The following is a 26,658-nucleotide window of genomic DNA, read 5'->3' on the forward strand; positions in this document are numbered from 1 at the left end:
GACTTGTGAGGACTCACGTGAGCTCGAAACCTGTCGTACTGATCGCTGAAGAGCTGTCGCCCGCGACCGTGGAGGCGCTGGGCCCGGACTTCGAGATCCGGCATTGCAACGGAGCCGACCGAGCCGAACTGCTCCCGGCCATCGCCGACGTCGACGCGATTCTGATCCGCTCGGCCACCAAGGTGGACGCCGAGGCGGTCGCGGCCGCGAAGAAGCTGAAGGTCGTCGCGCGAGCCGGCGTCGGCCTGGACAACGTGGACGTCTCCTCGGCCACCAAGGCCGGCGTGATGGTCGTCAACGCCCCCACCTCGAACATCGTGACCGCAGCCGAGCTCGCCTGCGGTCTGCTCCTGGCCACCGCGCGCCACATCCCGCAGGCCAACACCGCCCTGAAGAACGGCGAGTGGAAGCGGAGCAAGTACACCGGCGTCGAGCTGGCCGAGAAGACCCTCGGCGTCGTCGGTCTGGGCCGCATCGGCGCCCTCGTCGCGCAGCGCATGTCCGCGTTCGGCATGAAGGTCGTCGCCTACGACCCCTATGTGCAGCCCGCGCGCGCCGCCCAGATGGGCGTGAAGGTGCTGTCGCTGGACGAGCTGCTGGAGGTCTCCGACTTCATCACCGTCCACCTGCCCAAGACCCCCGAGACGGTCGGTCTGATCGGCGACGAGGCGCTGCGCAAGGTCAAGCCGAGCGTGCGCATCGTCAACGCCGCGCGCGGCGGCATCGTCGACGAGGAGGCGCTGTACTCCGCCCTCAAGGAGGGCCGGGTCGCCGGTGCCGGTCTCGACGTGTACACCAAGGAGCCCTGCACGGACTCCCCGCTGTTCGAGTTCGACCAGGTCGTGGCCACCCCGCACCTCGGCGCGTCGACCGACGAGGCGCAGGAGAAGGCGGGCATCGCGGTCGCCCGGTCCGTGCGCCTCGCCCTCGCCGGCGAGCTCGTGCCGGACGCGGTCAACGTCCAGGGCGGTGTCATCGCCGAGGACGTCAAGCCGGGCCTGCCGCTCGCCGAGCGCCTCGGCCGCATCTTCACCGCCCTCGCCGGCGAGGTCGCGGTCCGCCTCGACGTCGAGGTGTACGGCGAGATCACCCAGCACGATGTGAAGGTGCTGGAGCTGTCGGCGCTCAAGGGCGTCTTCGAGGACGTCGTCGCCGAGACGGTCTCCTACGTCAACGCCCCGCTGTTCGCGCAGGAGCGTGGCGTCGAGGTGCGGCTGACCACCAGCTCCGAGTCGCCCGACCACCGCAACGTGGTCACCGTGCGCGGCACCCTCGGCAACGGCGAGGAGGTCTCCGTCTCCGGCACGCTGGCCGGTCCCAAGCACCTCCAGAAGGTCGTCGCCGTCGGTGACTACGACGTCGACCTGGCGCTCGCCGACCACATGGTGGTGCTGCGCTACGAGGACCGTCCGGGTGTCGTCGGCACGGTGGGCCGCATCCTCGGTGAGGCCGGCATCAACATCGGCGGTATGCAGGTCGCCCGTGCGGCGGTCGGCGGCGAGGCGCTGGCCGTGCTGACCGTGGACGACACGGTGCCGCCGACGGTGCTGGCCGAGGTCTCGGCGGAGATCGGCGCGACGTCGGCCCGTTCGGTCAACCTCGTCTGAGTCCGACCGGCACGCCCGGGGGCCGGCGCCCCCGGGCTCCCGCGAACCGGATGCGAAAGGCGCCGGGCGGGCTGAGGATCCTCAGCCCGCCCGGCGCCTTTTCGTGTGCCGTCGCCCCGCGCGTTGTCGCCTCCGCTGCCGTCAGCCGGCCTTGACGTGGATCTTCCGCAGGGTCACCGCCGCCAGTACCGCCGCCGCGATCAGAAGCGCCGCCCCCGCGATCCCGGCCGCCTGCATCCCGTCGGTGAAGGACGCTCGCGCCGCCGCCGCCAGGGCGTCACCCGTGCGTCCCGGGAGCCGGCCGGCGAGGGCGAGCGCGCCGCCCAGTGTCTCGCGGGCTCCGGCCGGCGCCGAGGACGGCATCGAGTGGCGGTAGACCGCGGTGCCGATGGAGCCCAGGACCGCCATGCCCAGGGCGCCGCCGAACTCCGCGCCGGTCTCCAGGAGGGAGGCGGCCGCGCCCGCGCTCTCGGCCGGGGCCGCGCTCAGCGCCAGGTCCATCATCTGGGAGATGACCATGACGATGCCGGAGGCGAGCACCCCGCACGCGGTCAGGACCAGCCAGAGCGAGTCGGTGCCGGCCAGGGCGAGCAGACCGTAGCCGGCCGCGCCGATCACCAGGCCCGCGGTGACGACGTAGGCGCGGTTGACGCCCTTCTGGACCAGGGCGGTCGCCGCCGGGGCGGCCATGCCGATCGGCACGGACGGCAGCAGCGACCACAGGGCCGCTTCCATCGCGCTCTTGTCCAGCACCGACTGGAGGTACTGGGTGGTGAAGAACGCCGAGCCCAGTATCGCGAAGGACGAGACGAGGTTGAGGACGACGGCCGGGGCGAAGCCGGGGCCGCGGAACAGGGCCGGAGAGATCATCGGGTGCTCGACCGTGCGCTGGCGGCGGACGAAGAGGGCCGCGAAGAGCAGGCCGACGGTGATCGCGACGACGTACCGGACGTTCCAGCCGTCGGAGGGGATGCCCTTCAGGCCGTAGACGACGGGGAGCACCGCGGCCATGGACAGCGGGACGCTCGGCCAGTCGAAGCGGCCGGGCCGCGGGTCCTTGGACTCGGGGAGCAGGACCGGGCCGAGGACCAGCAGCAGTGCCATCGCGGGCAGGTTGACCAGGAACACCGAGCCCCACCAGAAGAACTGCACCAGTACCCCGCTCAGCACCGAGCCGAGCGCGATCCCGGCGGTCATCACGCCGGACCACAGGCCGATCGCCTTGGCGCGCTGACCGGGGTCGGTGAACATCGTGCGGACCAGCGCCATGGTCGAGGGCATCAGGGTCGCGCCGCCGATGCCGAGGACCGCGCGGGCCGCTATCAGGGTCTCGGGGCTGTTCGCGTAGGCGGCCACCGCCGAGGCGGTGCCGAAGGCGGCGGCGCCGATCAGCAGCAGCCTGCGCCGGCCGATGCGGTCGCCGAGCGAGCCCATCGTCATCAGCAGGCCCGCCAGGACGAACGCGTAGATGTCGAAGATCCACAGCTGCTGGGTGCCGCTGGGCGCCAGGTCCGCGCTGATGGCCGGGATCGCGAAGTAGAGGACGGAGACGTCCATCGAGACCAGCAGCAGCGGAAGCATCAGCACGGCCAGGGCGGTCCACTCGCGGCGGCCGGCGCGGGCGGCCGAGGGAGTGGCGGTGCCTGTCGCGAGGGTGTCGGTCGGGTCGGTGCCGGGTCGGTTCGTGCTCGGCGAGTTCGTCATGTCGAGGAATGTACGCACGTATTAAACGGTTGTCTAGAACGCTTGTATAAGTCACGCGTCTAGGACGGGTGTATGGATCGGCGGTAGGGTGTTCCGCATGGGACATCGTGAGGATCTGCTCGAAGGCGCCAAGCGCTGCCTGCTGGCGAAGGGCTTCGCGCGCACCACGGCGCGCGACATCGTGAAGGAGTCGGGGACGAATCTCGCGTCCATCGGCTACCACTACGGGTCGAAGGACGCGCTCCTCGCACAGGCGTACCTGGCCCTGGTGGAGGAGATGTCCTTCGAGGGGGACGGGGACGCCGGGATCAGCGCCCCGCCCGGCTCGCTGGAGCGCTTCCGTGAGGTGTGGTCGAACATCGCCGAGTCGATGCGGCAGCCCGGCTCGATGTGGCGGCTCGGCATGGAGGTCATCACCATCGACCTGCCCGAGGTGCGCGACCATCTGGCCCGCGCCCAGCGGGAGGGCGGCCGGGGCCTCGTCTCACTCCTCATGGGCGTGCCGGAGGAGGAGGTGTCCGACGAGACCGCCGACACGCTGGGCCGCTTCTACATGACGCTGATGTCGGGCCTCATCGCGCAGTGGACCTTCGACCCGAAGACCGCGCCCGACGGGGACGTGCTGACGGAGGGGCTGCGGCAGATCATCGAGGCCGCCACCCGGACCTGACGCTCATCGAGGCCGCCACCCGGACCTGACGCGTCGGCGGGGTGCCGGGGCCGGCAGCGCTCAGTGCGCGTCGGCCCCGTCGTCGCGCAGCCGCGCGCCCTTCAGCGCCATGTGCAGCAGCAGCCGGTCCTCCCCGTCGTCCAGGTCCAGCCCCGTCAGCTGCTCGACCCGGGACAGCCGGTAGTACAGGGTCTGGCGGTGGATGCCCAGCTCCGCCGCCGTACGCCCGGCCTGGCCCGCGCAGTCGAGGTAGGCCTCGGCGGTGCGCGCGAGATCCCGCTGGGCCGGGGACAGCAGGGCCTGAACGGCGCTGTCGCGGGCGGCCGCCGGGGGCAGCGCGGTCAGCAGCCGGTACGGCCCGATGGCCGACCATTCGGCGACCGGTCCGAGCCGGGGCTCCGCCCGCGCGGCCCGCGCCGCCGCCGCGGCCTCGTGCCAAGCGGCGGCCAGCTCGGCGAGTCCGGTGCGCGCCTCGCTCACCCCGGCCGCGGCGGCCCCCTCCTTCGCTCCCGCCGCCCCTTCCTTCAGCAGCCGGGCGGCCGTGGTCAGCGCGGGGGCGCGCACGTCCGCGGACCGCAGCCGCACCAGCACCGCGAGGCTCTGCCCGGTGGCGCCCCAGGGGACCGTGCACAGGGCGGTGGCGTGCGGCACCGCCCGCGCCGACGGCGCGCCCTGCGGATCGGACGTCCGCCAGGGGGCCACGCAGACGACCGTGTGCAGGCCGTCCGCGCGGGGGCCCAGTGCCGTGCGCAGCTCCGCCACCGCCATCTCCTGCTGCCAGCCGCGTTCGGCCGTCAGCACCGCCCGCAGCTCCCGGGACAGATCGGCGCCGTGCTGTGCCTCGTCGGCCAGCAGTTCCCCGATCCGGCCCGCGACCCGCATGGCGGCGGCCAGCTGTGCCTCGGAGGGGCCCGGGTCGTCGTCCAGCAGCCATACGTAGCCGAGGACGACACCCCGATGACGGGCCGGCAGACAGATACGGCCCCGGTACACGCCCGCCTCCGGGGTCGGCGGGATCCGTACCGGACCGGCCGCCCGGGTGATGCCGAAGCCCTCGAACCAGGTGCGCACCGCCGTCGTGGAGCGGCGGGTCAGGATCGAGCGGGTGCGCACCGGGTCCAGGGCCGCGGCGTCCAGCTCGTCCTCGCTGTCGTAGGCGCCGAAGGCGATCAGCTCGAAGTCGCGGTTCTCCAGCGTCGCCGGGGCGCCCAGCAGCTCCGAGAGCTCGTCGACCAGCTCCTGGTAGTCAGCCCGGTGGTGGAAGGGCGCGGCGTCCGACGTCACTCCGGCATTCTCCCGCATGTACAGGGGCTCTTCATACATCTGTCTGAGAACCGGGGCGCGGATGCGTGACAGCTGTCGATGGCCCACGATCGGAGAGATCCTTAGGTTTCACGGTGGTTCTCCGTGCCGTACCCGAATCGTCGGTGAGCGGCCGTTTCGTGCTTGTCTGTGGAGGTGCCCCGTGCTGGGTCCCGTGATTCTCGCCGCGTCGCGCAGCGACCGGATGCGCCGTCTGATCTCGGCCGCTCCGGTGACCAAGCCGGTCGTCGACCGCTTCATCCCCGGTGAGACCGTCGACCAGGTCGTCCCGATCATCAAGGACCTCACGGGCAAGGGCCTGGAAGTCACGATGGACGTCGTCGGCGAGGACATCACCACCCCCGAGCAGTCGTACGCCGCCCGGGACGCCTACCTGGAGCTGATCGGCCGCCTCAAGGAGCTCGGCCTCGGCACCAAGGCCGAGATGTCGGTCAAGCTGTCGATGTTCGGCCAGGCCCTGGAGGGCGGCCACGAGCTGGCCCTGGCCAACGTCCGGCCGGTCGTCGAGGCCGCCGCCGCCATCGGCACCACCGTCACGCTCGACGCCGAGGACCACACCACCCTCGACTCGATGTTCGCCATCCACGAGGAGCTGCGGAAGGACTTCCCGCAGACCGGCTGTGTGATCCAGGCGTACCTCTTCCGCACCGAGGACGACGCCCGCCGGCTCGCCGCGGCCGGCAGCCGCGTGCGCATCGTCAAGGGCGCCTACAAGGAGCCCGCCGAGGTCGCGTACCAGAAGAAGTCCGAGACCGACAAGGCGTACGTCCGGATCCTGAAGATCCTGATGGAGGGCGAGGGCTACCCGATGATCGGGTCCCACGACCCGCGCCTCATCTCGATCGCCCAGGAGCTGGCGCGGACCGCCGGGCGCAAGCTGGACGAGTACGAGTTCCAGATGCTGTACGGCATCCGCAGCGACGAGCACGTGCGGCTCGCCGCCGAGGGCCACCGCATGCGCGTCTACACCGCGTACGGCACCGACTGGTACGGCTACTTCATGCGTCGCCTGGCGGAGAAGCCGGCCAACCTGCTCTTCTTCGCCCGCTCGATCCTCACCAAGGGCTGAGACCGAACACCCGCTCGACTCAAGGAGTTACGGAAAAAATGGACGCTGTGACCCAGGTCCCCACCCCCGTCAACGAGCCGGTGCACGGCTACGCCCCCGGCTCGCCCGAGCGCGCCCGCCTGGAGGTCAAGCTCAAGGAGCTGGCCGAGAACCCGATCGACCTGCCGATGACCATCGGCGGCGAGAAGCGGATGGGCGGCGGCGAGCGCTTCGACGTCGTGCAGCCGCACAACCACAAGGCGCGCATCGGCACCTACGCCAACGCCACGCAGCAGGACGCCCAGGACGCCGTCGACGCGGCCCTCGCCGCCGCCCCCGCCTGGCGCGCGATGTCCTTCGACGACCGCGCGGCGATCATCCTGCGCGCCGCCGAGCTGCTGGCCGGCCCCTGGCGCGAGACGCTGGCCGCCTCCACCATGCTCGGCCAGTCGAAGACCGCCCAGCAGGCCGAGATCGACACCCCCTGCGAGCTCGTCGACTTCTGGCGCTTCAACGTCCACTACGCCCGCCAGATCCTCGCCGAGCAGCCCCCGGCGAACTCCCCGGGCGTGTGGAACCGCATGGACCACCGTCCGCTGGAGGGCTTCGTCTACGCGATCACGCCGTTCAACTTCACGGCGATCGCGGGCAACCTGCCCACCGCCCCGGCGCTCATGGGCAACGTCGTCGTCTGGAAGCCGTCCCCGACGCAGACCCACGCCGCCGTGCTGCTGATGCAGCTCCTGGAGGAGGCGGGCCTGCCCAAGGGCGTCATCAACCTCGTCACCGGTGACGGCATCGAGGTCTCCAAGGTCGCCCTTGAGCACCGCGACCTGGCCGGCATCCACTTCACCGGCTCGACCAAGACCTTCCAGTACCTGTGGAAGACGGTCGGCAACAACATCGAGAAGTACCGGTCCTACCCGCGTCTGGTCGGCGAGACCGGCGGCAAGGACTTCGTGGTCGCCCACCCGTCCGCCGACCGCGCGATCCTCAAGACCGCCCTGACCCGTGGCTCCTTCGAGTACCAGGGCCAGAAGTGCTCGGCGAGCTCCCGCGCCTACATCCCGGCCTCCATCTGGAACTCCGGTTTCAAGGAGGAGTTCGCGGCCGAGGTCGACGGGCTGACCATGGGTGACGTCACCGACCTGTCGAACTTCATCGGCGCGGTCATCGACGAGCGGTCGTTCGCCAAGAACAAGGCGGCCATCGACCGCGCGCAGGCCGACCCGACCTGCACGATCGTCGCGGGCGGCTCGTACGACGACTCCGTCGGCTACTTCGTGCGCCCGACCGTCGTCGAGTGCACGGACCCGGAGAACGAGGTCTTCACGACCGAGTACTTCGGCCCCTTCCTCGCCGTGCACGTCTACGAGGACGACAAGTACGACGAGATGCTGACCCAGATGGAGTCGGCGTCCGACTACGCCCTCACCGGCTCGGTCATCTCCGGCGACCGCGCGGCGGCCGCGTACACGATGGAGAAGCTCCGCTTCGCGGCGGGCAACTTCTACATCAACGACAAGTCGACCGGCGCCGTCGTCGGCCAGCAGCCCTTCGGCGGCGGCCGTGCCTCCGGCACCAACGACAAGGCCGGCGCCCCGCAGAACCTGATGCGCTGGACGCTGACCCGCGCCATCAAGGAGACGCTGGTCCCGCCGACCGAGTACGGCTACCCGCACATGGGCTGACATCCCTGACCCCGCACGGGCCGGGCCGGATCGACTCGATCCGGCCCGGCCCGTCGGCGTGTGCGCGGGCAGACTGTCCCCATGGCCCGCGCTGAGCAGGAGACGGTGACCACGGACGACGGCGTACGGCTGTGGGCGAGCGGCTCGGGCCGGGGCGAGCCGCTGGTGCTGTGCCACGGCGGACCCGGCCTGTGGGACATGTTCGCCGACGCGGCCGGGCCGCTCGCCGACCTGGCCACGGTGGTCCGCTGGGACCAGCGCGGGTGCGGACGGTCCGAGCGGTGCGTGGGACCGTGGACGGCCGCCCGCTTCGTGGCCGACCTGGACGCCGTACGACGCCACTTCGGGTTCGACCGGATGGCGCTGCTCGGCCACTCCTGGGGCGCCCAGCTCGCGCTGGAGTACGCGCTCGCGCACCCGGAGCGGGTGAGCGCGCTGGTCTATGCCGCCGGGACGGGCATCGGGCCGGACGCCGGCTGGCGCGACGCCTTCACGGCGAACTTCCTCGCCCGGCTCGGCGACCGCCCCGGACGCCTGGCCCGCTGGCGGGAGCTGACGGACCGGCCGCTGCGGACCGGCGGGCAGGAGCGGGAGCGGGCGGTGCTCCAGTGGTCGGCCGAGTTCGCCGACCGCGAGCGCGCACCGGAGCTCGCCGGGCGGATGGCCGATCCGTGGTTCGCGGTCAACGACGCGTGCAACCGGGCCCTCGACCGGGAACGGCGTGGGCGCTGCGGCACGACGGAGCTGTACGACGCCTGCCGGGCGCTGCGGGTGCCGGTGACGATCCTCGACGGGGCCCACGACATCCGGCCCCGCTCGGCGGCTGACTCGCTGGAACGGGCCCTGCCGAGGGTGCGCCGGGTGACCCTGACCGAGGCCGGTCACATGCTGTGGACCGAGGATCCGGCGGGTTTCACGGAGGCGGTGGCGCGCGCCGTCTCAGATAGTAGGAAGTCCGAGTAATTGTAGAGACAGGCGCGAGCTTCTCCCTTAGCGTTGTAGGAGCCGAACGTCTCGCTCGATCCAGCGAATGGCGGTCGTGAGCCGGGCCCCGTGCAGGCAACCCCTGCGGCCAGGCTCCCCGCCCTTTCCGGCGTCTCGTACCCCCTTCCGCGCTCCCGGATTTCGAAGGAGTCGATTTCCCATGGCCGAGACGACCGTCCGCCGCCGAGTCCGTCATACCTCCCGCAGCAGCGAGTCCGACCGCAAGAACGCCGCGGCCGCGCTCCAGCGCGCCCTAGACCGCCGTGACAACGGCGGCGAGACCGGCCACTGAGCCGGACCCCTGTACTGAAACGCCCTGTGCCGGGAGCCGCACCCGTCGGGTTGCGGCGCGGGGTCTACGCCCCGCGCCGCACCTCGAAATGGTCGACGCGCCTGCCGTTCGCGGCGAACGCCGACACCCGCAGCCGTGGGGTCGTCCCGCCGGACGCCTCCACGGACAGCAGGGAGAAGCCGCGGTAGCGCACCCGTGACCACGCCACGGTCTCGGCGCTCTGCTGCCGCGACCTCGTCCAGTGGAACGTCTCGACCGGTTCGTGCCGGGTCACCCGGCCCTCGTGGCTCTCGTCGGCGCCTGCCGGAAAGCCGTACAGGTCCCGGCCGCCGCCACCGGCGGTGACGTACACGGTCCCGTCCCGGGTCGGATCCGTCGACCCGCCGACCGGCACCGGCCTGCCCACCTCGCCGTTCTTCACCGCGTCGGTCCGCTCGTACACATGGTTGTGCCCGTTGATCACCAGGTCCACCTGGTGCCGTGCGAACAGCGGCACCCAGGCGGCGCGCACCCCGCCGTCGGAGGCGTGCGCCGAGGTGGAGTAGGCGCAGTGGTGGAAGAAGACCACGACGAAGTCGACGCCGTCGGCCGCCCGCAGCTCGCGCAGCCTGCGCTCCAGCCAGGCCGTCTGCCGCCCCTGGGTGTGGCCCAGGTTGGCGGGGATCTCGTACGACACGTCGTTCGCGTCCAGCGCCACCACCGCGACGTTGCCGTAGACGAAGGAGTACACGCCCGGCGCGGTGCGCGGGTCGAAGCCGCTGTCCGGGAGCGAGAAGCGGGCCAGCTGGCCCCCGTAGCCGTCGGGGGAGTACCAGGCCTCCATGTCGTGGTTGCCGGTGGTCACCATCCACGGCACGGAGCGGGCCACCGGCTCGTTCTGCCTGAGGAACAGGTCCCAGGCGGTGGGGTCGTAGCCGTCCGACGGCTTGCCCTGCCCGTTGCCGTCCGCGTAGCAGAGGTCGCCTGCGTGCAGATGGAAGGCCGGGGCGCGGGTCAGCAGCAGCCGGTCGCAGGAGGCCGCCGCCCGGGAGACCCCCTGGTCGCCGAAGGCGGTGAACACGAACGTCCCCGGGTCCGCGGGTGCCGTGCGGAAGGAGGCGATCGTGGCGCGGTGCCCGATCGCGGCCGGGTCGAAGCCGTCGTGGCCGACACCGTAGTAGTAGGTCGTGCCGGGCAGCAGGCCGTCCAGCGCCGCGTGCACGTAGTACTGCTCCACCGCCGGGCGCACCCCCGGCACCCCCGGTGTGTGCAGGGCGCGCACCTCGGCCTGGATCCGGGTGCCCAGCTCGTCCGGCCGCGCCCCCAGGCGCAGATACGGGCGGTGCACCGCGGCCGGCACCTGCCAGGAGACCCGCATCCCGGTCCGTGGATCGGCGCCGAAGGCGAGATGCCGCCCGAAGGGCACGACGGCGGACCCGGGTACCCGCGAAGCCGTCGGTACCGGACCCGCGGCCACCGTCCCGGCGGTCGCCCCGCCGGCCGGGCTCGCCGTCGTTCCGGCGGCAGTTGGCGCGGAGCAGCCGGTCAGCAGACCGCCCGCCACCGCGCCCGCGGTCACCAGCGCGCGGCGCCTGGTCGGCCGTGTGCGCAGGTACTCGTACTGCTCCGCCATGCTCATCCGGCGCGCGAGCCGCGGCGGGATGCCGACATCGGGAAGGTCCATGGCGGTGAACTTCCCGGCGCGCGCCAACACCTGCCGTACGCGGGGGTGAACGCCACTCGACGGGATGAGTCCGTGCGCCATCGGAGTGTCCGTATCGCGGACGCCCCATGTCATTCCATGGGACGAGGAGTAGGGTGCCCGCATGTCTCGCAGCATCAATCTCGCAGTGATCCCCGGTGACGGCATCGGCCAGGAGGTCGTGGCCGAGGGTCTCAAGGTCCTCTCCGCCGTCCTTCCGCAGGATGTGAAGCTGGAGACCAAGGAGTACGACTTCGGCGCCCGGCGCTACCACGCGACCGGTGAGACCCTCACCGACGCCGACCTCGACGCGCTCAAGCAGCACGACGTCATCCTGCTCGGCGCGATCGGCGACCCCTCGGTGCCGTCCGGTGTCCTGGAGCGCGGCTTCCTGCTCAAGCTCCGGTTCGCCTTCGACCACCACGTCAACCTGCGTCCCTCGAAGCTGCTCCCGGGTGTCGCCACGCCGCTGGCCGGCCAGCCCGAGATCGACTTCGTCGTGGTCCGCGAGGGCACCGAGGGCCCGTACACCGGCAACGGCGGCACCATCCGCAAGGGCACCGAGCACGAGGTCGCCACCGAGGTCTCGGTGAACACGGCCTTCGGCGTCGAGCGTGTGGTCCGCGACGCGTTCGCCCGCGCCCAGGCCCGCCCGCGCAAGAAGCTCACGCTGGTCCACAAGAACAACGTGCTGACCTTCGCCGGGCACCTGTGGACGAACATCTTCAACAAGGTAGCCGAGGAGTTCCCCGAGGTCACCACCGAGTACATCCACGTCGACGCGGCGACCATCTACCTGGTCACCCAGCCCGAGCGCTTCGACGTCATCGTCACCGACAACCTCTTCGGCGACATCATCACCGACCTCGCCGCGGCCGTGTCCGGCGGCATCGGCGTCGCCGCCTCCGGCAACATCAACCCGACCGGAGCGTTCCCGTCCATGTTCGAGCCGGTGCACGGCTCGGCCCCGGACATCGCCGGCCAGGGCAAGGCCGACCCCACCGCCACGGTCCTGTCCGTCGCCCTGCTGCTGCGCCACCTCGGCTACGAGGCCGAGGCGGCCCGGATCGAGGACGCCGTCTCCGCCGACCTCGCGGAGCGCGTCGGGCAGCCCGCCCGCAGCACCACGGAGATCGGCGACGCCCTCTCCGTACGAGTAGCCGGCTGACCCGCCGCGCCACTCGATTCACTCGAAGCCGCCGGGTCGCATCAGCACCCGGCGGCTTTCCGTATGCCTCGCCGGGGTGCCACCATCAACCCCTGGGCCGCATTCACCCCGTTTTCTTCCGCCGCAGCCCCCGCGCGATAATCGAACGCGGAGCCGCGGCATGAGGGAATGCTCGGACGTCCTAGCACTGGCCACCGGCCGTGCGGGAGTGAGCGCGGCCCGTCACTACAACCGGTGAAGGACACCTACTCATGACGACGCCCACGATCGAGCTGAAGCCCTCCGCCAACCCGCTCTCCGCCACGGAGCGTGCGGCGATCCTGAAGAACCCCGGGTTCGGCCGCCACTTCACGGACCACATGGTGACGATCAAGTGGACCGAGGGGCGCGGCTGGCACGACGGCCAGCTCGTTCCGTACGCGGCGATCCCGCTGGACCCGGCCACCAACGTCCTGCACTACGCCCAGGAGATCTTCGAGGGGCTCAAGGCCTACCGCCGCCCCGACGGCTCGGTCGCCACCTTCCGTCCGGACCAGAACGCCCTGCGGTTCCAGCGTTCCGCCCGCCGCCTTGCGATGCCCGAGCTGCCGGTCGAGACCTTCATCGAGGCGTGCGACCTGCTGGTCCAGCAGGACAAGGACTGGGTGCCGGCGCACGGCGGCGAGGAGTCCCTCTACCTGCGCCCCTTCATGATCGCCACCGAGGTCGGGCTGGGCGTCAAGCCCGCCAACGAGTACCTGTTCATCGTCATCGCCTCCCCGGCCGGCGCGTACTTCCCCGGCGGTGTGCGCCCGGTCTCCATCTGGGCGTCCGAGGACCGTGTCCGCGCCGTCCCCGGCGGCATGGGCGACGCCAAGACCGGCGGCAACTACGCGGCCTCCCTGCTCGCCCAGGCCGAGGCGGCCGCCCAGGGCTGCGACCAGGTCTGCTACCTCGACGCGGTCGAGCACAAGTGGGTCGAGGAACTCGGCGGCATGAACCTGTACTTCGTGTACGGGAACCGGATCGTCACCCCGACCCTCAGCGGCTCGATCCTGGAGGGCGTCACCCGCGACTCCCTGCTGGCCGTCGCCCGCGACCTCGGCTACGAGGCCGAGGAGGCCCGCGTCTCCATCCAGCAGTGGCAGGCCGACTCCGAGAGCGGCACCCTCACCGAGGTCTTCGCCTGCGGCACCGCCGCCGTCATCACCCCGGTCGGCAAGGTCAAGCGGGCCGGCGCCGAGTGGAGCCAGTCGGGCGGCGAGCCCGGCGAGGTCACGATGCGCCTGCGCCGGGCGCTGCTCGACATCCAGCGCGGCACGGCCGAGGACAAGCACGGCTGGATGCACGAGCTGGGCTAGGAAATCGCCGGGGCCCTCAGGCCTCGCTGCTCACCAGGGCCGCCGTGGACTCCTCGTCCGCGGCGGCTCCGCCGTTCGCGGCGCGGGCCGTCCACAGCAGGTAGACCGCCCCGCCGACCAGCCCCGACAGCAGGAAGCTACAGTCCACCCCGCCGGTCAGCGACAGCAGCGGACCCTCGTACGACGGCAGCGACACCGCCAGCAGGCCGACCGCCGCGCCCAGCGCCCAGGAGACCGTGGCCGCTACGTTCCAGCCGGCCCGGTACCAGTAGATCCCGCCCCGCGCGCGCCGGTTGAAGACCTGGAGCGCGTCGGAGTCGTAGTGTCCGCCGCTGCGCACGAAGCCGATGAGGGTGATGACCGCCCAGGGGGTGCCGATCGCGGTCAGCAGCAGCACGAAGGACGTCATCGCGGACTGGGCGTTCCAGGCGAAGTGGCCGATGAACACACAGGCCGTCGCCACCACCGCGACCGTGACCGTGGCCCGCGCGCGGGAGGCGCGGGGCAGGATGGCGTCCAGGTCCAGGCCCATGGAGTAGAGCATCAGGCCCGCGTTGCCGGCCGAGCCCGCCGAGGCGGAGAGCAGCAGCGGGACCAGGTACCAGCCGGGGGAGGCGTCGACCAGGGGGCCCGCGTAGTCGAGGGCCGCGCCCGCCGCGTACGCCGTGAAGGTGCCGAACAGCTGCGGGACGAGCAGGCCCAGGATCAGGCCGAGCCAGGTGGCGTGCAGGACCCGGCGGGAGGTGTGGCGGGCGGGGGAGATGTAGCGGGTGTAGTCGCCCAGCAGGGTGATGAACGCGATCGGCCCGGACAGACCGGCGGCCACCGTCGCCAGCAGCCAGGTGGGCCAGAACCCGCCCAGCAGATAGCCGCCGGCCTCCGGCAGCGCGGCGGTGGTGAAGTGCGGGGCGTACGCGATCACGCCGAGCACCAGCAGGGCCGTCATGACGATCGCCAGGGCGCGGGACATGGCCAGCAGCACCCGGTAGCCGTAGACCGCGCCGGCCACGGTCGCGGCCGCGAGCAGCCCGTACACCAGGGTGTACGCGGTCCCGGAGGCCGACATCCCGAACAGCCGGTGCAGCACGCCGACCATCACGTCGCCACCGATCCACACCGTCAGCGCGGTGTAGCCGAGCGCGAGCAGCAGCCCGACGACCGAGCCGACCAGCCGGCCGCGCACCCCGAACTGGGCGCCGGAGGAGGTGGACAGGTTGGTCGCGGTGCGCAGCGAGACCAGTGCCAGCGGGGCCGTCAGGGCGGTGCCGACCAGCGTGCCGACCACGACCGAGCTGACCGAGGCCCACCAGCCGAGCCCGAAGGACGGCGGCAGCCAGCCGAAGATGATCACGCCGAGGCAGAGGTTGGAGCCGAGCAGGATCGACACGAGGTCGCGCGGCCCGCTGGTGCGTTCCTCGTCGGGGATGGTGTCGACTCCGCGCTGTTCTATCGGCATGACCGGTCTCCTTCGACCTACGACAAACCTCGGGCAGGGATGAGTGCGTGCCACCCGGGCACAGTTTGAGCGACGCTCAATGTGACGTGTTCGAAGGTCGACCGTCAATGTTTCGGTTGAATGAATCCGACGTTTAGAGTGATGCTCTAACCTGAGGAAGGCAAGGAGGTGCCGTGCCGTGAGACTGACTCCCACCGAACGTGACCGGCTGCTGCTCTTCGGGGCCGCCGAACTGGCCCGTGCCCGCCGCGCCCGCGGTCTGCGGCTGAACGTGCCGGAGGCGACCGCGATCATCGCGGACACCGTCTGCGAGGCCGCCCGCGACGGCAGGCGGCTGGCGGAGGCGATCGCCGCGGCCCGGTCCGTGCTCGGGCCGCAGGACGTCCTGCCGGGCGTCGCCGACATCGTCACCGAGGTGCACGTCGAGGCCGTGTTCGACGACGGCTCACGTCTGGCGGTGGTCAGCGACCCGATCGGCGGCGGACTGGGCGACGAAGGACCCGGCGCGCTGCTGCCGGGCCCCGAGCACGCCGAGCCCGAGGCCGCCGTCCGGCTGACGGTCACCAACACCGCGGCCGTCCCGGTCTCGGTCACCTCCCACTTCCACTTCTTCGAGGCCAACCCGCGCCTCGACTTCCCGCGCGGACAGGCCTACGGGATGCGGCTGGCGGTCCCGGCCGGATCCTCGGTGCGCTTCGGCCCCGGCGAGAGCGCCGAGGTCGGGCTCGTGCCGATCGGCGGCGAGCGGATCGCGATCGGCTTCGCCGGCCTGGTCGACGGGCCGCTCGACGCGCCGGGAGCCCGGGGGGAGGCCCTGCGCCGGGCCGCCGCCTGCGGCTACCTCGGCGTACCGCACACCCCTGACCAGGAGGCCGAGCGATGAGCCGCCCCGGAGGCCACCCCGCCGACACCCGCCGTCTCACCCCGTACGAGTACGCCGCCACCCACGGTCCGCGGGCCGGCGACCGGGTCCGCCTCGGCGACTCCGGTCTGACGATCCGCGTCGAGTCCGACGCCCAGCACTACGGCGACGAGTTCCTGGCCGGCTTCGGCAAGACCGCCCGCGACGGTCTGCACCTCAAGGCGGCCGCGGTCCGCGACACCTGCGACGTCGTGATCAGCAACGTCGTCGTGATCGACGCCGTGCAGGGGATCCGCAAGGTCTCCATCGGCATCCGGGAAGGCCGCATCCACGCCATCGGACGGGCCGGCAACCCCGACACCCTCGACGGGGTCGACGTGGTGGTCGGCACCGGCACCTCGATCGTCTCCGGCGAGGGGCTCATCGCCACCGCCGGGGCCGTCGACACCCATGTCCACCTGCTGTCGCCGCGCATCATGGAGGCCTCGCTGGCCTCCGGCGTGACCACGATCATCGGCCAGGAGTTCGGGCCGGTGTGGGGTGTCGGCGTCAACTCACCGTGGGCGTTGCGGCACGCCTTCAACGCCTTCGACGCCTGGCCGGTCAACATCGGCTTCCTGGGCCGGGGTTCCTCCTCGCACGCGGCCCCGCTGGTCGAGGCGCTCGCCGAGGGCGGCGCCTCCGGCTTCAAGGTGCACGAGGACATGGGCGCCCACACCCGGGCGCTGGACACCGCGCTGCGCGTCGCCGAGGAGCACGACGTCCAGGTCGCCCTGCACAGCGACGGGCTGAACGAGTGCCTGTCGGTCGAGGACACCCTCCGGGTCCTGGAGGGCCGCACCATCCACGCCTTCCACATCGAGGGCTGCGGCGGCGGACACGTGCCGAACGTGCTGAAGATGGCGGGCGTGCCGAACGTCATCGGCTCCTCCACCAACCCCACCCTGCCCTTCGGCCGGGACGCGGTCGCCGAGCACTACGGCATGATCGTCTCCGTCCACGACCTCAAGACCGACCTGCCCGGCGACGCCGCCATGGCCCGCGATCGCATCCGGGCCGGCACCATGGGCGCCGAGGACGTGCTGCACGACCTGGGCGCGATCGGCATCACCTCGTCCGACGCGCAGGGCATGGGGCGCGCGGGGGAGACCGTACGCCGTACGTTCGCCATGGCCGGGAAGATGAAGGCCGAGTTCGGCGCCCCCGAGGACCACGACAACGAGCGGGTCCTGCGCTACATCGCCAAGCTGACCATCAACCCCGCCATCGCGCACGGTCTCGCGCACGAGGTCGGCTCCATCGAGACCGGCAAGCTCGCCGACATCGTGCTGTGGCGGCCGGAGTACTTCGGCGCCAAGCCGCAGCTCGTGCTCAAGGCCGGCTTCCCGGCGTACGGCGTGGTCGGCGACCCCAACGCGGCCACCGACACCTGCGAACCGCTCGTCCTCGGGCCGCAGTTCGGCGCGTACGGCGCCACGCCCGCCGACCTTTCCGTCGCCTTCGTCGCCCGGGCCGCCCTGGACCAGGGCAACGACACGATGCCGACCCGCCGGCGCCGGGTCGCGGTGCGCGGCACCCGGGGCATCGGCCCCGCCGACCTGCGCCTGAACTCCCGCACCGGAGCGGTCGACGTGGACCAGCGCACCGGCCTGGTCACCCTCGACGGCGAACCCGTCCGCTCCGAACCGGCCGACTCGGTCGCCCTCAACCGCCTGTACTTCCTCTAAGGATCACCATGTCTGCTGCCGCCGACGGCTTCCGCATGCCCGCCGAGTGGACCCCGCACGAGCGCACCTGGATGGCGTGGCCGGGCCCCAACCCGACCTTCGACGACCCCGAGGACCTCGCCGCCTCCCGCGCGGCCTGGGCGTCGGTCGCCCGTGCGGTCCGCCGCTTCGAACCCGTCACCGTGGTGTGCGGTCCCGGGCAGAGCGCGCAGGCCGCCGAGCTCCTCGGACCCGGCGTCGACACGGTCGAACGCGACCTCGACGACGCCTGGATGCGCGACATCGGCCCCACCTTCCTCACCGACGGCAAGGGGCGACTCGCGGCCGTCGACTGGACGTTCAACGGCTGGGGCGCCCAGCACTGGGCCCGCTGGGAGCACGACGCGAAGATCGCAGCGCAGGTCTCGGACCTCGCGGGAGCCCGGACGTACGCCTCGGAGCTCGTCAACGAGGGCGGCGCGATCCACGTCGACGGCGAGGGCACCGTCCTGCTGACCGAGACCGTGCAGCTCGGCCCCGAGCGCAACCCGGGCTGGACCCGTGAGCAGGTGGAGGCGGAGATCCACGCCCAGCTCGGCACCCGCAAGGCGATCTGGCTGCCGCGCGGCCTCACCGGCGACTACCCCCCGCACGGCTTCGGCACCCTCGGCCATGTCGACATCGTCGCCGCCTTCGCCCGTCCGGGCGTGGTGGTCGCGCACCACCAGCCCGACCCGGCGCACCCCGACCACGAGGTGACCCGCGAGGTCATCGGCATCCTGCGCGCCCAGACCGACGCGCACGGCCGCCCGCTGGAGGTCGTCGAGGTCCCCGCGCCCACCGTCCTGGAGGCCGACGGCCACTGGGCCGACTACTCCTACATCAACCACTACCTGTGCAACGACGGTGTGGTGCTGTGCGGCTTCGACGACCCGCGGGACGAGGTCGCGGCCGGAATCTTCGGCCGCCTGTTCCCCGAGCGGACGGTGACGCTGGTGGACGCCCGTACGATCTTCTCCGGTGGCGGTGGCATCCACTGCATCACCCAGCAGCAACCGAAGGTCTGACACCACAGGAGCAAGGGATGGCCGGTGCGGCGCGGGCGCGCAAGAATGCGCCGCCACGCGAGGAGGTCCTCGCCGCGGCCATGGACATGATCGCCGAGCGCGGTCTGGAGAAGCTCACCATGGCGGGGCTCGGCCGCGAGGTCGGCATGAGCAGCGGCCACCTCCTGTACTACTTCCACTCCAAGGACGAGCTGCTGCTCCAGACCCTGGAGTGGAGCGAGAGCAGGCTGGGCGCCGAGCGGGGCCGGCTCCTCACCCGCGCGGCGCCCGTCCGCGAACGCCTCGACGCGTTCGTCGACCTGTACGTCCCCGACGGCCATCACGATCCGCACTGGACCCTGTGGCTGGAGGTCTGGAACCGCTCGCAGAACGCGGACGACGACGCCCGCGACCGCCAGGCCGCGATCGAGGGCGCCTGGCACCGCGACCTCGTCGCCCTGCTCGCGGAGGGCATCTCGCGCGGCGAGATCCGCCCGGTCGACCCCGACCGCTACGCCACCCGGCTGCGCGCCCTCCTCGACGGTCTGTCCATCCATGTGGCGATCGGGCTGCGCGGCACCGGCCGGGCGCAGGTGCTCGGCCACGCCCGGGAGTTCCTGGACCAGACGCTGGCGCGGACCGGGCCCGCGGACGGCTGACCGGCCGCCCGGGTCGTACGCCGGCGCCCCACGGCGCGGCCGGTCCCGGCCCGTGCGGTGTCCACGAATGGGCAGCGCGCTGTTCGCATCCTGAGACGGACGGTGAGCACGGGGGCGAATTGTGCCAGACTGCCGCCGTGCTCTCGTTCGCCATGATTATTGGCAGCAGGCGCGCCGGTCCGCAGTGACCGCCACGTACGACCAGGTACGGGCGGCCATCGTGTCCTCGACCCGCGCGCAGACCTCTCGCACCCGCGAGAGGTTTTTCGTTTTCCCGGCCCACCTTCAGCCAGGGAGCGAAGCGCACGGAACCGTGGGGGGACGGTGGAGCCGGTCATTCCGGTAGACCGAGATCCAAAACAGGAGCCTTGAACCCATGACGGAAACCAGCGAACTCGACGACTCGTTCCACGTCTTCGACACCACCCTGCGCGACGGCGCCCAGCGGGAGGGCATCAACCTCACCGTCGCCGACAAGCTGGCCATCGCACGGCACCTGGACGACTTCGGCGTGGGCTTCATCGAGGGCGGCTGGCCCGGCGCCAACCCCCGCGACACGGAGTTCTTCGCCCGCGCGCAGCAGGAGATCGACTTCAAGCACGCCACGCTCGTCGCCTTCGGCTCCACCCGCCGCGCCAACGCCAAGGCCGCCGAGGACGCCCAGGTCAAGGCGCTGCTGGACTCCGGCGCCCCGGTGATCACGCTGGTCGCGAAGTCCCACGACCGGCATGTGGAACTGGCGCTGCGCACCACGCTGGACGAGAACCTGGAGATGGTCCGCGACACCGTCTCCTACCTGCGCTCCCAGGGCCGCCGCGTCTTCGTCGACTGCGAGCACTTCTTCGACGGCTACCGCGCCAATCCGGAGTACGCCAAGGCCGTCGTACGGACCGCCGCGGAGGCGGGCGCCGACGTGGTGGTCCTGTGCGACACCAACGGCGGAATGCTCCCGGCCCAGGTCCAGGCGGTCGTCGCCACCGTCCTCGCCGACACCGGCGCCCGGCTCGGCATCCACGCCCAGGACGACACCGGGTGCGCGGTCGCCAACACGCTCGCCGCCGTCGACGCGGGCGCGACCCACGTCCAGTGCACGGCGAACGGCTACGGCGAGCGGGTCGGCAACTCCAACCTCTTCCCGGTGGTCGCCGCGCTGGAGCTGAAGTACGGCAAGAAGGTGCTGCCCGAGGGCGCGCTGCGGGAGATGACCCGGATCTCGCACGCCATCGCCGAGGTGGTCAACCTGACCCCGGCCACCCACCAGCCCTACGTCGGTGTCTCGGCCTTCGCCCACAAGGGCGGCCTGCACGCCTCCGCGATCAAGGTCGACCCGGCCCTGTACCAGCACATCGAGCCCGAAGAGGTCGGCAACACCATGCGGATGCTGGTGTCCGACATGGCCGGCCGCGCCTCGGTCGAGCTCAAGGGCAAGGAACTCGGCATCGACATCAGCGACGACCGCGAGCTCGTCGGCCGGGTCGTCGAGCGGGTCAAGGAGCGCGAGCTCAAGGGCTACACCTTCGAGGCGGCGGACGCCAGCTTCGAACTGCTGCTGCGCGCCGAGGCCGAGGGCAGGGCCCGCACGTACTTCGAGGTCGAGTCCTGGCGCGCGATCGTCGAGGACCGCCCCGACGGCTCGCACGCCAACGAGGCCACGGTCAAGCTCTTCGCCAAGGGCGAGCGCATCGTCGCCACGGCGGAGGGCAACGGCCCCGTCAACGCCCTGGACCGGGCCCTGCGGGTGGCCCTGGAGAAGATCTACCCCCAGCTCGCCCAGCTGGAGCTGGTGGACTACAAGGTCCGCATCCTGGAGGGCAAGCACGGCACCCAGTCCACCACCCGGGTGCTGATCTCCACCTCGGACGGCACGGGCGAGTGGTCGACGGTCGGCGTCGCGGAGAACGTCATCGCCGCCTCCTGGCAGGCCCTGGAGGACGCGTACACGTACGGCCTCCTGCGCGCCGGCGTGGAACCCGCGGCGTAGAGCCCGTCCCTGTCGCACGCCCCGGGGGAGACACCCCCGGGGCGTCGAAGGCGCGGGACTACTGGAGCCGCCACTTCTGGTTGGCGGCGCCCGTGCAGGACCAGATCTGCGCCCGTGCCCCGTTCGCCGACGAGTTGTCCGTGACGTCCAGACACTTGTTCGCCGCCGTGTTCACCACGTCACCGGTCGAGGCGTTGTACGACCACTGCTGGGCGCCCGAACCGTTGCAGTCGTAGAGCTGGACCTTGGCACCGTCGGCGGTCGACCCCGACGTGACGTCGAGGCACTTGCCGAGCGCGCGCACGGATCCGTCGCCCTGCACGGTCCAGGACTGCGCGGTGGACCCGTTGCAGTCGTAGAGCTGCACCGCGGTGCCGTTGGCGCTCGACGCGCCCGCCACGTCGAGGCACTTGCCCGCCAGCCCGACGAACGCCCCCGACTGGCTGCCCCCGCCCGACTGCGTCCCCGACCAGGTGAAGGTCGCCGACGTCTTGCCGGGCAGCGAGTACGTCGCGTGCTGGCCGCCCCAGTTGACGGTGACCGTCCTCGCCGCCGAGCCGTCGTTGTAGGCGATCAGCGCCTTCGACCCGTCCGGATTGCGCCAGGCGACGTTCGGGACGGCCGACGACGCCGTGGAGGCGATCCGCTGCGCCCCGGGCCGGACGAACTTGGTCAGGTGCCCCATCGTGTAGTACTCGATCGTGTAGTCGACCGTGCCGCTCGCCCCGTCCCCGTTGTGCACGGTGACCAGCCCGGTGCAGGTGCCGCAACCGCCGTTGTGCGGGCCCATGTTCTGGTCCACGGCGAGCGACCACTTGGTCACCGACTTCGCCCAGTTGCGGGTGTAGTCGACGATGTTGAGCATGTCCTCGCGCTGCTGGTTCGCGATCCAGGTGCCGCCGGAGTGCTCGGTCCCGAAGGCGTCGAGGCCCGGGTACTGGTTGTGCACGCTCGTCTGCTTCGCGATGTCGCCGCCGTAGCCGTGCCAGGCGATGCCGCCGAAGTTCGGATGCGAGCGGACCGCCGCGTCGTCCACCGTCTGCGCCGCGTACCCGTCGTACACGTCCCAGTTCCAGTCGTGCGCCAGCACCTTCGTCGACAGTCCCGCCGCGGCCAGCTTCGGCAGCAGTTCGCTCTTGGTGAAGTAGGCCAGCCCCGAGGCGTTCCAGCTCATCGACGGATACCCCGAGCAGCACGTCGGCTCGTTCTGCGCGGTCACGTACGAGACCGGCACGCCCTGGTCCCGGTACGCCTGGAGGTACTTCACGAAGTACGACGCGTAGGCCCCGTAGTCCTCGGCCTTCAGCCAGCCCCCGTTGAGCTGCCCGCTGTCCTTCATCCAGGCCGGCGCGGTCCACGGCGAGGCCATCACCGTCAGGGACGGGTTCAGCTGGAGGGCCTGCCGCGTCAGCGGCACGACGTCCGCGAGGTCGTGGGCGATCGAGAACTTCGACAGCGAGGCGTCCGTCTGCCCGGCCGGCACGTCGTCGTACGTGTACCCGTACCGCGCCAGGTCCGAGGCGCCCATGGGATTGCGCAGGAACGACAGCCCGATCCCGTCCGTCGGCGAGAACAGCTTGCGCATGGTCGCGTCCCGGGTCGACTGCGACAGCGCACCGCTGCCGTTCATCAGCCAGGCCGCGGTGTCCGTGAAGGACGCGCCGCCGCCGGTGAAGGTCTGGTAGCGGGTGTTCTCGTCGACGGTGATGTTCTCACCGCCGCCGCCGCCCGTCCCGGACTGGAAGGCGAACGGGGTCTGCGCCTGGAGGCCGCGGACCACATGCCGACCGCCGCTGTCGTCGGTGGTGGTGAGCCAGACCGTGACCTGCTCACCGGCCGCGTGCGCCGGTGCGGCCGCGGTGAAGCCGGCCGTGGTGAGCAACCCGGCGATCAGCAGCCGGATGGCCCGAGTCGATCTCCTCATGGAGCGCCGCCCTTCTGGAGGTGGGGGTGGGGAGGCGTGCGAGCCGTGAGTAAATGACGGCTTCGGATGGGCGTCAAGAGGTTGGGCGTTCACATTCTGAAGGATCAACATGCCAGATCCGGCCGGGAGTTGAGTGCGTACCGGTTCTGGTGTGAAGTCTTGACGGCGCCCGGAGCCCCCAGTTAACTCACGCCGTGATCTAAGCCGTGAGTTGGACTGGGTCACGTGTGGGGCCGGCCGCACCCCGGCCGCCCGTCAGAGGACTCACGAGAGCCAAAGGGAAGGTCCATGCGAAGAACCGCCCTGATCGCCTCCGCCGCCCTGCTCACCGCTTTGCTGCCGCTGACCGCCGTCGGCACCGCGTCCGGCGCCGCCGACCCGCCGCCGGTCCCCGTCGACCGCTTCGAGGGCGAGGTTCCCTTCGCGGGCCAGCCCGCCGAGGGCATCTTCACCTGGGGCGGCGACGCCGACGACCCGCCCGCCCTCCAGCTCACCGAGCGCGCCGACGCCCCCGAGGGCGCCAAGGTCCTCACCGGCACCTACGACATCAGCGGCTACGGCGGCTTCACCCACGACTTCGCCGCGACCGAACCGGCCCACGACTGGTCCGCCCACAAGGGCATCCGCTTCTGGTGGGACGGCCGGAACACCACCAGGAAGATCTCCTTCGAGATCAAGGACGGCGGTGCGAACGGCGAGGCCTCCGAGCTGTGGACGACCTCCTTCACCGACGACTTCACCGGCTGGAAACAGATCGAGATCCCCTTCGCCGACTTCGTCTATCGCACGGACTACCAGCCCGTCGGCGGGATCGACCACGTCCTCGGGCTGACGCAGATGTGGGGCTACGCCCTCACCCTCCCGGTCGGTCTCCAGGGGCAGTTCGCCATGGACGACGTCGAGCTGTACGGCAGGGCCGACCAGTCCCTGCGGGCCTCCGTCACCACCGACGCCGCCGTCTACCCGGTACGCGAGGGCGGCACGGCCGCCGTGAAGGTCTCCGTCGCCACCACCGGCGCCGCCCCGATCGACGAGCCCGTGACCGTCGCCTACGAGAGCGCGGGCGGCACCGCCACCTCCGGCCGGGACTACACCCCGGTCCACGGCGAGATCACCTTCCCGGCGGGCACGACGTCCGGCACCAGCCGCGTCGTCAAGGTCCCGACCCTGCGCGACAAGTCCGCCGAAGCGGCCGAGACGATCCCGCTCAAGCTCACGGTGACCGGCGCCAAGGCTCCCGCCGAGACCCCGCAGGTCGTGATCGACGCCCACGGACTGCCGTACCTGGATGCGAAACTGCCCGTGAAGAAGCGGGTCGCCGACCTGCTGTCCCGGATGTCCCTGGCGGAGAAGGCCGGCCAGATGACCCAGGCCGAGCGGGGCGCGGTGGGCAACGGCGGTGACGTCGCCGCCTACGACCTCGGCTCGCTGCTCTCCGGCGGCGGCTCCACGCCGACCCCCAACACCCCCGAAGCCTGGGCCAAGATGATCGACGGCTTCCAGCTCAGGGCGCAGGCCACCCGGTTCCAGATCCCGCTGATCTACGGCGTGGACGCGGTGCACGGCCACAACAACCTCGCCGGCGCCACGGTCATGCCCCACAACATCGGCATCGGCGCCACCCGTGACCCGGCCCTCGCCGAGCGGACGGGCGCGGTGACCGCGGCCGAGGTACGCGCCACCGGCATCCCCTGGGACTTCGCGCCCTGCCTGTGCGTGTCGCGCGACGAACGCTGGGGCCGCTCCTACGAGTCCTTCGGCGAGGACCCGGCGCTCGTCGAGTCCATGGAGACGATCGTCCAGGGCCTCCAGGGCGCCCGCAGCGGCAAGGACCTCAAGCGCGGCGACAAGGTCCTCGCCACCGCCAAGCACTTCGTCGGCGACGGCGGCACCGGGTACGGCACGTCCACCACGGGCTCGTACACCCTGGACCAGGGCGTCACCAAGGTCACCCGGCAGGAGCTGGAGGCCGTCCACCTGGCCCCCTTCAGGACCGCGGTCGACCGGGGCGTCGGCACGGTCATGCCGTCCTACTCCTCGCTCGACATCGTCGGCGACGGCCTGGGACCGGTGAAGATGCACGCCCGCGCCGACATGATCAACGGCGTGCTCAAGGGCCGGATGGGCTTCGACGGCTTCGTCATCAGCGACTGGAACGCCATCGACCAGCTCCCCGGCGACTACGCCTCGCACGTGCGCACCTCGGTCAACGCGGGCGTCGACATGATGATGGTGCCTTACTCCTACAAGGACTTCCGTACGGCGCTCGTCGCCGAGGCGACCGCGGGCCGGGTGAGTGAGCGGCGGATCGACGACGCCGTCTCCCGCATCCTGACCCAGAAGTTCGAGCTGGGCCTCTTCGAGAAGCCCTACGCGGACACGGGCGGCGCCTCGCGGATCGGCTCGGCCGCGCACCGGGCGGTGGCGCGGCAGGCCGCCGCCGAGTCCCAGGTCCTGCTGAAGAACGCGGACGCCGTACTGCCCCTGAAGAAGTCGCAGAAGGTGTACGTCGCCGGCTCGAACGCCGACGACCTCGGCAACCAGACCGGCGGCTGGACCCTCACCTGGCAGGGCTCGTCCGGCCCGATCACCAAGGGCACGACCATCCTCCAGGGCATGCGCGACGCGGGCGGCGACGTCACCTACTCCAAGGACGCCTCGGCCCCGACCGCCGGTTACGACGTGGGCGTGGTCGTGGTCGGCGAGACCCCGTACGCCGAGGGCGTCGGCGACGTCGGCAACGGCAACGACCTGGAGCTGACCGCGGCCGACAAGGCGGCCGTGGACAAGGTGTGCGCGGCCATGAAGTGCGCGGTGCTGATCGTCTCCGGGCGCCCGCAGCTCATCGGCGACCGGCTGGGTGACATCGACGCCCTGGTGGCCTCCTGGCTGCCGGGCACCGAGGGCGCGGGCGTGGCCGACGTGCTGTACGGAAGGCGCCCGTTCACCGGACAGCTCCCCGTCACCTGGCCCAGGTCCGAGGCCCAGCTGCCGATCAACGTCGGCGACTCGGCGTACGACCCGCAGTTCCCGTACGGCTGGGGCCTGACGACGCTCGGCAGGACGCCCGCGGGCGGCCTGTCGACGCTGAAGGCGCTCGGGCTGGCGGCCGCCGCCGCCGAACGGGCGCACCGCGGGACGGCGGGGCGCGCGCTCGTCACGAAGGCCCGGCTGCTCGTCCAGCAGAAGGCGGGGCAGCACATCACCGCGGCGCTGGCGAAGCCCTTCGCCGACGCCGACCACCTGCTGCTGACCGGACGCTACGGCGCGGCCGTGCGGAAGCTGACGGAGGCGTACCGGGCGGCCTGACCCGGGCACCGCGTCTCCCGTACGAGTGAATGCCCTCTTTTGGGAGGCTTCGGGTAACTTCGAACCATGACGGACGTGGTACGGACCCGAAGCCTCCCCCGGCTGGTGCCGGCCCTCCTGCTCGCCGCCCTCGCCGCGGTGTGGGCGGGCCCGGCACCCGCTTCGGCCGCCCCCACCGCCTCGGACACCCCCGGTGGCGTCGCGGCC

The 26,658-nt window shown here is 71.6% G+C and carries 19 protein-coding genes; 14 read left to right on the forward strand and 5 right to left on the reverse strand.

Annotated features, from left to right (window positions below; genetic code table 11):
* Positions 1–17 precede the first annotated feature (17 nt).
* Positions 18–1,607 (forward strand): phosphoglycerate dehydrogenase, encoded by a 1,590-nt coding sequence (serA, locus tag FNH09_RS12815; RefSeq protein ID WP_162468505.1) that lies wholly within the window; start codon positions 18–20, stop codon positions 1,605–1,607.
* A gap of 141 nt (positions 1,608–1,748) precedes the next feature.
* Here serA and FNH09_RS12820 read toward each other — a convergent pair whose 3' ends face one another.
* Positions 1,749–3,311, reverse strand: a complete 1,563-nt coding sequence (locus FNH09_RS12820; RefSeq protein WP_152887258.1) for an MFS transporter — start codon at positions 3,309–3,311, stop codon at positions 1,749–1,751.
* 97 nt (positions 3,312–3,408) lie between these two features.
* On the opposite strand from FNH09_RS12820, the gene FNH09_RS12825 reads away from it, so the two are divergent.
* Positions 3,409–3,981: a TetR/AcrR family transcriptional regulator gene (locus FNH09_RS12825; protein ID WP_152887260.1), complete on the forward strand. Its 573-nt coding sequence runs from the start codon at positions 3,409–3,411 to the stop codon at positions 3,979–3,981.
* Between the two features lie 60 nt (positions 3,982–4,041).
* On the opposite strand, the gene FNH09_RS12830 is transcribed toward FNH09_RS12825, so the two are convergent.
* The gene (locus tag FNH09_RS12830; protein WP_152887262.1) at positions 4,042–5,283 is read right to left on the reverse strand and encodes a PucR family transcriptional regulator; all 1,242 of its coding nucleotides are present in this window, start codon (positions 5,281–5,283) and stop codon (positions 4,042–4,044) included.
* 163 nt (positions 5,284–5,446) lie between these two features.
* Here FNH09_RS12830 and FNH09_RS12835 point away from each other — a divergent pair, with 163 nt between their 5' ends.
* From FNH09_RS12835 to FNH09_RS49470, 4 genes are all read left to right on the forward strand, one after another.
* Positions 5,447–6,373 (forward strand): proline dehydrogenase family protein, encoded by a 927-nt coding sequence (locus FNH09_RS12835; RefSeq protein WP_162468506.1) that lies wholly within the window; start codon positions 5,447–5,449, stop codon positions 6,371–6,373.
* Positions 6,374–6,411: 38 nt separating this feature from the next.
* On the forward strand, positions 6,412–8,043 hold the full coding sequence (gene pruA / locus FNH09_RS12840; RefSeq protein WP_152887264.1) for an L-glutamate gamma-semialdehyde dehydrogenase: 1,632 nt from the start codon (positions 6,412–6,414) through the stop codon (positions 8,041–8,043).
* An 81-nt stretch (positions 8,044–8,124) separates the two neighbouring features.
* The gene (locus FNH09_RS12845) at positions 8,125–9,006 is read left to right on the forward strand and encodes an alpha/beta fold hydrolase (protein WP_152887266.1); all 882 of its coding nucleotides are present in this window, start codon (positions 8,125–8,127) and stop codon (positions 9,004–9,006) included.
* A gap of 181 nt (positions 9,007–9,187) precedes the next feature.
* Positions 9,188–9,319, forward strand: a complete 132-nt coding sequence (locus tag FNH09_RS49470) for a hypothetical protein (protein WP_152887268.1) — start codon at positions 9,188–9,190, stop codon at positions 9,317–9,319.
* Between the two features lie 64 nt (positions 9,320–9,383).
* Here the strand turns inward: FNH09_RS49470 and FNH09_RS12855 are convergent, their stop codons facing one another.
* Positions 9,384–10,982, reverse strand: coding sequence for a purple acid phosphatase family protein (locus tag FNH09_RS12855; RefSeq protein ID WP_152887270.1), 1,599 nt, complete (start codon positions 10,980–10,982; stop codon positions 9,384–9,386).
* A 142-nt stretch (positions 10,983–11,124) separates the two neighbouring features.
* Between FNH09_RS12855 and FNH09_RS12860 the strand changes: the two genes are divergently transcribed.
* Together FNH09_RS12860 and FNH09_RS12865 are read left to right on the forward strand one after the other, a co-directional pair.
* Positions 11,125–12,168 carry a 3-isopropylmalate dehydrogenase gene (locus tag FNH09_RS12860; protein ID WP_152887271.1) on the forward strand — a complete coding sequence of 348 codons (1,044 nt, stop codon included), beginning with the start codon at positions 11,125–11,127 and terminating at the stop codon, positions 12,166–12,168.
* A gap of 251 nt (positions 12,169–12,419) precedes the next feature.
* Complete coding sequence (locus FNH09_RS12865; protein WP_152887273.1) at positions 12,420–13,508, forward strand: branched-chain amino acid aminotransferase; 1,089 nt, start codon at positions 12,420–12,422, stop codon at positions 13,506–13,508.
* Between the two features lie 16 nt (positions 13,509–13,524).
* On the opposite strand, the gene FNH09_RS12870 is transcribed toward FNH09_RS12865, so the two are convergent.
* On the reverse strand, positions 13,525–14,964 hold the full coding sequence (locus tag FNH09_RS12870) for a cytosine permease (protein WP_152887275.1): 1,440 nt from the start codon (positions 14,962–14,964) through the stop codon (positions 13,525–13,527).
* 178 nt (positions 14,965–15,142) lie between these two features.
* On the opposite strand from FNH09_RS12870, the gene ureA reads away from it, so the two are divergent.
* The 5 genes from ureA to cimA all read left to right on the forward strand — a co-directional run bounded on the left by ureA (position 15,143) and on the right by cimA (position 21,218).
* Complete coding sequence (gene ureA / locus FNH09_RS12875; protein WP_162468507.1) at positions 15,143–15,847, forward strand: urease subunit gamma; 705 nt, start codon at positions 15,143–15,145, stop codon at positions 15,845–15,847.
* Complete coding sequence (locus FNH09_RS12880; protein WP_152887279.1) at positions 15,844–17,553, forward strand: urease subunit alpha; 1,710 nt, start codon at positions 15,844–15,846, stop codon at positions 17,551–17,553. The genes ureA and FNH09_RS12880 overlap by 4 nt, the downstream gene beginning before the upstream one ends.
* An 8-nt stretch (positions 17,554–17,561) precedes the next feature.
* Positions 17,562–18,599, forward strand: coding sequence for an agmatine deiminase family protein (locus tag FNH09_RS12885; RefSeq protein ID WP_152887281.1), 1,038 nt, complete (start codon positions 17,562–17,564; stop codon positions 18,597–18,599).
* Positions 18,600–18,616: 17 nt separating this feature from the next.
* Complete coding sequence (locus FNH09_RS12890; protein WP_152887283.1) at positions 18,617–19,237, forward strand: TetR/AcrR family transcriptional regulator; 621 nt, start codon at positions 18,617–18,619, stop codon at positions 19,235–19,237.
* A 376-nt stretch (positions 19,238–19,613) separates the two neighbouring features.
* Positions 19,614–21,218 (forward strand): citramalate synthase, encoded by a 1,605-nt coding sequence (gene cimA, locus FNH09_RS12900; RefSeq protein ID WP_152887285.1) that lies wholly within the window; start codon positions 19,614–19,616, stop codon positions 21,216–21,218.
* A 58-nt stretch (positions 21,219–21,276) separates the two neighbouring features.
* Here the strand turns inward: cimA and FNH09_RS12905 are convergent, their stop codons facing one another.
* The gene (locus FNH09_RS12905) at positions 21,277–23,142 is read right to left on the reverse strand and encodes a ricin-type beta-trefoil lectin domain protein (RefSeq protein ID WP_152887287.1); all 1,866 of its coding nucleotides are present in this window, start codon (positions 23,140–23,142) and stop codon (positions 21,277–21,279) included.
* 288 nt (positions 23,143–23,430) lie between these two features.
* Between FNH09_RS12905 and FNH09_RS12910 the strand changes: the two genes are divergently transcribed.
* Positions 23,431–26,451: a glycoside hydrolase family 3 protein gene (locus tag FNH09_RS12910; protein ID WP_152887289.1), complete on the forward strand. Its 3,021-nt coding sequence runs from the start codon at positions 23,431–23,433 to the stop codon at positions 26,449–26,451.
* Positions 26,452–26,658 lie beyond the last annotated feature (207 nt).

It is taken from the genome of Streptomyces adustus (assembly GCF_009377175.1).
Lineage (GTDB): Bacteria > Actinomycetota > Actinomycetes > Streptomycetales > Streptomycetaceae > Streptomyces > Streptomyces adustus.